This is a genomic window from Rhizobacter sp. P2_H2 (assembly GCF_056403375.1).
This window is the reverse complement of the sequence record NZ_JBFUFP010000221.1, coordinates 1-6,616: the sequence shown is the minus strand read 5'-3', so window position 1 is coordinate 6,616 and position 6,616 is coordinate 1. Positions and strand designations below refer to the sequence as shown.

4 protein-coding genes are annotated in these 6,616 nt (G+C 67.6%); all 4 read right to left on the bottom strand.

All coding sequences use genetic code 11. The annotated features are described in order from the left end of the window. A partial coding sequence (locus tag AC1D15_RS13790; RefSeq protein WP_477826425.1) for a glutamate synthase-related protein occupies positions 1-4,033 on the bottom strand: 4,033 nt, incomplete at its 3' end. A gap of 133 nt (positions 4,034-4,166) precedes the next feature. Continuing rightward, on the bottom strand, positions 4,167-4,832 hold the full coding sequence (locus AC1D15_RS13785) for a transposase (RefSeq protein ID WP_477826424.1): 666 nt from the start codon (positions 4,830-4,832) through the stop codon (positions 4,167-4,169). 3 nt (positions 4,833-4,835) lie between these two features. Continuing rightward, the gene (locus AC1D15_RS13780; RefSeq protein WP_477826423.1) at positions 4,836-5,999 is read right to left on the bottom strand and encodes a deoxyguanosinetriphosphate triphosphohydrolase; all 1,164 of its coding nucleotides are present in this window, start codon (positions 5,997-5,999) and stop codon (positions 4,836-4,838) included. A 3-nt stretch (positions 6,000-6,002) separates the two neighbouring features. Continuing rightward, the coding region (locus tag AC1D15_RS13775) for a 3-dehydroquinate synthase family protein (protein ID WP_477826422.1) at positions 6,003-6,616 on the bottom strand (614 nt) is incomplete at its 5' end.

Sequence of the window (6,616 nt, the reverse complement as noted above, 5' to 3'; positions counted from 1 at the left end):
GCATGAAGATCGTGTGGTCGGGCAGGCCTTCGGGATGGCGTCGCACCAGCTCGCCCGACAGCATCGCGCCGACCGTGCGGTTGACGTTGCGCGTCTCCTCCATGAACTGCACCTTCTCGCCGCGCTCCAGCGCGGGCAGGCACTTCTGGATCAGCTTCACGTCGAGCGCACGTGCCAGGCCGTGGTYCTGTTCCTCGACCTGGCGGCGCGCCACGTCGGCCGGAGCCGTCGGCAGGTGGAAGATGCGCGAGAAGTCGAGGCCGCGCGCCTTCCAGTGCGAGATGCCCTTGCGGGTGTCGAGCAGGTCGGCGCGGCCGATCAGGTCGTCGAACTTGCGGATGCCCAGCTGCGCCATGATCTGGCGCGCCTCTTCGGCGATGAAGAAGAAGAAGTTGACGACGTGTTCCGGGCGGCCCTGGAATTTCTTGCGCAGCACCGGGTCCTGCGTGGCCACGCCGACCGGGCAGGTGTTCAGGTGGCACTTGCGCATCATGATGCAGCCCTCGACCACCAGCGGCGCGGTCGCGAAGCCGAATTCGTCGGCCCCGAGCAGCGCACCGATGACCACGTCGCGGCCGGTCTTCATCTGGCCGTCGGCCTGCACGCGCACGCGGCCGCGCAGCCGGTTCAGCACCAGCGTCTGCTGGGTCTCGGCCAGCCCGAGCTCCCACGGCGTGCCGGCATGCTTGATCGAACTCCACGGCGACGCGCCGGTGCCGCCGTCATGCCCGGCGATCACGATGTGGTCGGCCTTCGCCTTGGCCACGCCGGTCGCGATGGTGCCGACACCGACCTCGGACACCAGCTTCACGCTGATGCTCGCACGCTGGTTCGCGTTCTTCAGGTCGTGGATCAGCTGCGCCAGGTCTTCGATCGAGTAGATGTCGTGGTGCGGCGGCGGCGAGATCAGCCCGACGCCCGGCACCGAGTAACGCAGGAAACCGATGTAGTCGGTGACCTTGCCGCCCGGCAACTGGCCGCCCTCGCCCGGCTTCGCGCCCTGGGCCATCTTGATCTGGATCTGGTCGGCCGACGACAGGTACTCGGCGGTGACRCCGAAACGCCCCGACGCCACCTGCTTGATCTTCGAGCGCAGCGAGTCGCCCTCCTGCAGCTCGTAGTCGGCCTCGATGACCTTGTTCGCGATCACGTCGCTGACCTTGGTGCCGGCGCTGATCCGGATGCCCTTCAGCTCGTTGCGGTAGCGGGCCGGGTCTTCGCCGCCSTCGCCGGTGTTCGACTTGCCGCCGATGCGGTTCATCGCGACGGCCAGCGTCGCATGCGCCTCGGTGGAGATCGAGCCGAGCGACATCGCGCCGGTCGCGAAGCGCTTGACGATCTCGGCCGCGGGCTCGACCTCGTCGAGCGGGATCGCCTTGGCCGGGTCGACCTTGAACTCGAACAGCCCGCGCAGCGTCATGTGGCGGCGCGACTGGTCGTTCACCAGCTGGGCGTATTCCTTGTAGGTGTCGAACTTGTTCGCGCGCGCGCTGTGCTGCAGCTTCGCGATCACATCCGGCGTCCACATGTGCTCCTCGCCGCGCACGCGCCAGGCGTACTCGCCGCCGGCATCGAGCATGTTCTCGAGCACCGGGTCGTCGCCGAAGGCCGCGCGGTGCATGCGGATCGCCTCTTCGGCAACCTCGAACACGCCGATGCCGCCGACCTGGCTCGCGGTGCCGCGGAAGTACTTGTCGATCAGCGCCTTGTCGAGGCCGATCGCCTCGAAGATCTGCGCGCCGCAATACGACATGTAGGTCGAGATGCCCATCTTGGACATGATCTTCGACAGCCCCTTGCCGATCGCCTTCACGTAGTTGTAGATCGCCTTGTCGGCCGACAGCTCGCCCGGCAGCTCCTTGTGCAGGCCGATCAGCGTCTCCATCGCGAGGTACGGGTGCACCGCCTCGGCGCCATAGCCGGCCAGCACCGCGAAGTGATGCACCTCGCGCGCCGAGCCGGTCTCGACGACCAGGCCGGCCGTCGTGCGCAGGCCCTCGCGCACCAGGTGCTGGTGGATCGCCGACAGCGCGAGCAGCGCGGGGATCGCGACGTTGCCGCGGTTCATCGCGCGGTCGCTGATGATCAGGATGTTGTGGCCGCTCTTCAGCGCATCGACGCTCTCGGCGCACAGCGAGGCGAGCTTGGCTTCGACGCCTTCGTCACCCCACGCGAGCGGGTAGGTGATGTCGATCACATGGCTCTTGAACTTGCCATGCGTGTGCTTCTCGATCTCGATCAGCCGCTCCATGTCGGCGAAGTCGAGGATCGGCTGCGACACCTCGAGCCGCATCGGCGGGTTCACCGCGTTGATGTCGAGCAGGTTCGGCTTCGGGCCGATGAACGACACCAGCGACATCACGACCGCCTCGCGGATCGGATCGATCGGCGGGTTCGTGACCTGCGCGAACAGCTGCTTGAAGTAGTTGTACAGCGGCTTGTTCTTGTCCGACAGCACCGCGAGCGGCGAGTCGTTGCCCATCGAGCCGGTGCCTTCCTCGCCGGCCTGCGCCATCGGGCTCAGCAGGAACTTGATGTCCTCCTGCGTGTAGCCGAAGGCCTGCTGGCGGTCGAGCAGCGATTCGCCGAACTCGCGCGGCTCGCCGGTCAGCTCGATCGAGTCGAGGCGGATGCGCACGTTCTCGATCCACTGCCGGTAGGGCTTGGCGAGTGCGAACTGGTTCTTCAGTTCCTCGTCGTCGATGATGCGGCCCTGGTCGAAGTCGATCAGGAACATCTTGCCGGGCTGCAGCCGCCACTTCTTGACGATCTTGTTCTCCGGGATCATCGGCAGCACGCCGGATTCGGAGGCCATCACGACCAGGTCGTCGTCGGTCACGATGTAGCGCGACGGGCGCAGGCCGTTGCGGTCGAGCGTGGCGCCGATCTGGCGGCCGTCGGTGAACACCATCGAGGCGGGGCCGTCCCACGGCTCCATCATCGCCGCGTGGTACTCGTAGAACGCGCGGYGGCGCTCGTCCATCGTCGCGTGCTGCTCCCAGGCCTCGGGGATCATCATCATCGCGGCATGCGCGAGCGAGTAGCCGCTCATCGTCAGCAGCTCGAGCGCGTTGTCGAAGGTGGCGGTGTCGGACTGCCCCTCGAAGGTGATCGGGTAGAGCTTGTTCAGGTCGTCACCGAGCACCGGCGACTTCATCACGCCTTCGCGGGCGCGCATCCAGTTGAAGTTGCCCTTGACGGTGTTGATCTCGCCGTTGTGCGCCACCATCCGGTACGGGTGGGCCAGCGGCCATTCGGGGAAGGTGTTGGTCGAGAAGCGCTGGTGCACCAGCGCGAGCGCCGACATCACGCGCGGATCCTGCAGGTCCTGGTAGTACTTGCCGACCTGGTCGGCCAGCAGCAGGCCCTTGTAGATGATGGTGCGGCAGCTCATGCTGGGCACGTAGTACTCGCGGCTGTGCGTGAGCTTCAAGCGCTGGATCGCGCTCGACGCCGTCTTGCGGATCACGTAGAGCTTGCGCTCGAGCGCGTCCTGCACGATCACGTCGGGTCCGCGGCCGATGAAGACCTGCCGGATGATCGGTTCCTTGGCGCGCACGGTGGGCGACATCGGCATCTCCGAGTCGACCGGCACCTCGCGCCAGCCCAGCAGCACCTGCCCTTCGGCCCGCACCGCGCGCTCCACCTCCTGCTCGCAGGCCAGGCGCGACGCGTGCTCCTTCGGCATGAAGATCATGCCGACGCCGTACTCGCCGGGCGGTGGCAGCACGACGCCTTGCACCGCCATCTCGGCGCGGTAGAACTCGTCAGGAATCTGGATCAGGATGCCGGCGCCGTCGCCCATCAGCTTGTCGGCACCGACCGCACCGCGGTGGTCGAGGTTCTCGAGGATMTTCAGGCCCTGCGCGACGATGCTGTGCGCCTTGTGGCCCTTGATGTGGGCGACGAAGCCGACGCCGCAGGCATCGTGCTCGTTCGCCGGGTCGTACAGGCCGTGCTCGGCCGATTGCTGCAGTTCAGCGGCGTCTGCGGAATCTGCGGGAGATGCCCCACCTTGGTCGGCCTGGGTCATGGCGTGCTCCGTCCGGAAATCTGGAATGGACGCGAAGAATACTGCAGTGCAACAGGGGCTTCAATCGAAATAAATAGGGTCAGACACCTTTCGATGTGTCGATCGATTCATCGACCTTATAAATGGGGACACATCAAATGGCAGCTTTCGGCGGCCGTCCCCGGGGGCGGGCCACCAAGCGGCGGCTCGTCACCAGGGACAGGCTGTCGATGAACGACGCCTCGCCGAGCGGCCATCCTTGCGTGGTGGCACGCCGGAAGCGCTCGGCCTCGGCCGATGAAGTGCCCTGCTCGAACCATGTCCGGTATTTCATCTCCCGGTCGAATGGCGTGYTACCCAAGGCCCAATAAAGGGAGTGGTCGCTTACCACGGGATCGGTCGCCTGCCCAAGGTGGTGCGGCGCACTCGAGGCGCGCAGGTCCGGCACGGCCGACTCGACATAGCGCATGGCAGCAAGCAAGTGCCGTTCCCCCTCGATCGGGGCGGTACGGAAGCGGCCATCCCACAGGCTGCCGGAACGGCCATGCCGGCGGTTGAATGCCTGGCCGTGCTGGCGGCCGATGGCCTGCATCAGCCGGCTCAGCGAATCCGCAGCGGAGGGTGTTGCGAGCAGGTGCACTTCGCCCGCCGCCAATCCGTAGGCATGGACCGCGACGCCGCTCGCCTTCACAGCCTCGGCCAGCATCCGCAGGAAGCCCTGGATGTCAGCCTCGTCGATGAACACCGGCTGGCCGTTGTGCCCGCGCTGCTGCACGAGGTGCGGGTGGCCGGGAATGCACAGGCGGGCGAGGCGCGCCATGGCTCAGTCGAACAGCCGCCGGCCGGTCAGGCGCTCGTGCTCGCGCAGCGCGTAGCGATCGGTCATCCCTGCGATGTAGTCGGCCAGTTGCCGCAGCCCGGCCGTGCGCGATTCGCCGGGCGGTATCCACTCCTGCGGCGCAGCGCGGTAGATCGCGAACAGCTCGCGCACCACCTGCTTGGCCCGGTCGGTGGTCGCCACGACCTGCGGATGCCGGTAGAGGTTGTGCCGCAGGAAGCGCTTCAGCTCGACGCTGTCGGCTGCCATCTGCGCGCTGAAGCAGATCAGCGGCGGCGCCCGGCGAACGTCTGCCACGCTGCGCGGACCGTGCTGTGCGATCGCCGCGGCGCTGGCGTCGAGCACGTCGTAGACCTGGGCCGAGAGCATGCGGCGGATGCTCTCGAAAAGCAGCCGCTTGCCGCGCAGGCCGGGGTGGGCTGCCAGCGATTCGGCCTTGTAGCGCGCGAACAGCGGCACGTCGTCGAGTTGCTCGAGCTTCAGCAGGCCGGAACGCACGCCGTCATCCACATCGTGCGCGTTGTAGGCGATCTCGTCCGCCAGGTTGCACAGCTGGGCTTCCAGGCCCGGGCGCAGCCGCGCGACGAAGCGGTGCGCGACACCGTTCGGCTCCCTGGCCTCGAGCCGTGCGGCGGCCGGGCCGGAGCAGTGCTTCAGGATCCCCTCCCGGGTTTCCAGCGTCAGGTTCAGCCCGTCGAAGTGCGGGTAACGCTCTTCGAGCGAATCCACGACGCGCAGGCTCTGCAGGTTGTGCTCGAAGCCGCCGCTGTGCGGATCCACCGCCTGCAGGCAGTCGTTCAACGCATCCTGGCCGGCGTGGCCGAACGGTGTGTGGCCGAGGTCGTGGGCCAGCGCGATGGCTTCGACCAGGTCCTCGTTCAGGCCGAGGCTGCGCGCGATCGAGCGGCCGAGCTGGGCCACCTCCAGCGAATGGGTCAGCCGGGTGCGGAACAGGTCGCCTTCGTGGTTCAGGAACACCTGCGTCTTGTAGACCAGCCGGCGAAAGGCGGTGCAGTGCACGATGCGATCGCGGTCGCGCTGGTACTCGCTGCGCGTGGGCGCGGGCGACTCGTGCAGCCGGCGACCGCCGCTGTGCTGCGGGTCGCAGGCATACGGCTGCCATGCTCCGGCCGGACGCGGGGCCGACATGGCTCAGGCAGCGTGGGCCGCCAGCACCTCGCGCACGATGTCGTCGGGTACCGGCCGCAGCGCGGCGCGGCCCGGCGCCTCGATCACGACGAAGCGGATCTCGCCGGCCTCGGACTTCTTGTCGACGCGCATCAGCTCGAGGTAGCGGTCGGCACCGAGTTGCGGGCCACGGATCGGCAGGCGCGCGCGCTCGACCAGCCGGGTGATGCGCTGCGCATACGCCGCGTCGATCAGGCCGAGGCGGTGCGACAGGTCGGCCGCCATCACCATCCCGCAGCCGACAGCCTCGCCATGCAGCCAGGTTCCGAACCCGAGCCCGGCCTCGATCGCATGGCCGAAGGTGTGGCCGAAGTTCAGGATCGCGCGCAGGCCGGTTTCGCGCTCGTCCTGGCCGACGACCCAGGCCTTGATCTCGCACGAGCGCTTGACGGCATGGGCCAGCGCCTTCTTGTCGCGCGCGAGCAGCGCGTCGAGGTGGTCTTCGATCCAGCCGAGAAAGGCATCGTCGGCGATCGGGCCGTACTTGATGACCTCGGCCAGCCCGGCCGAGATCTCGCGGTCAGGAAGCGTGTCGAGCGTGTCCAGGTCGGCGATCACGCGCAGCGGCTGGTAGAACG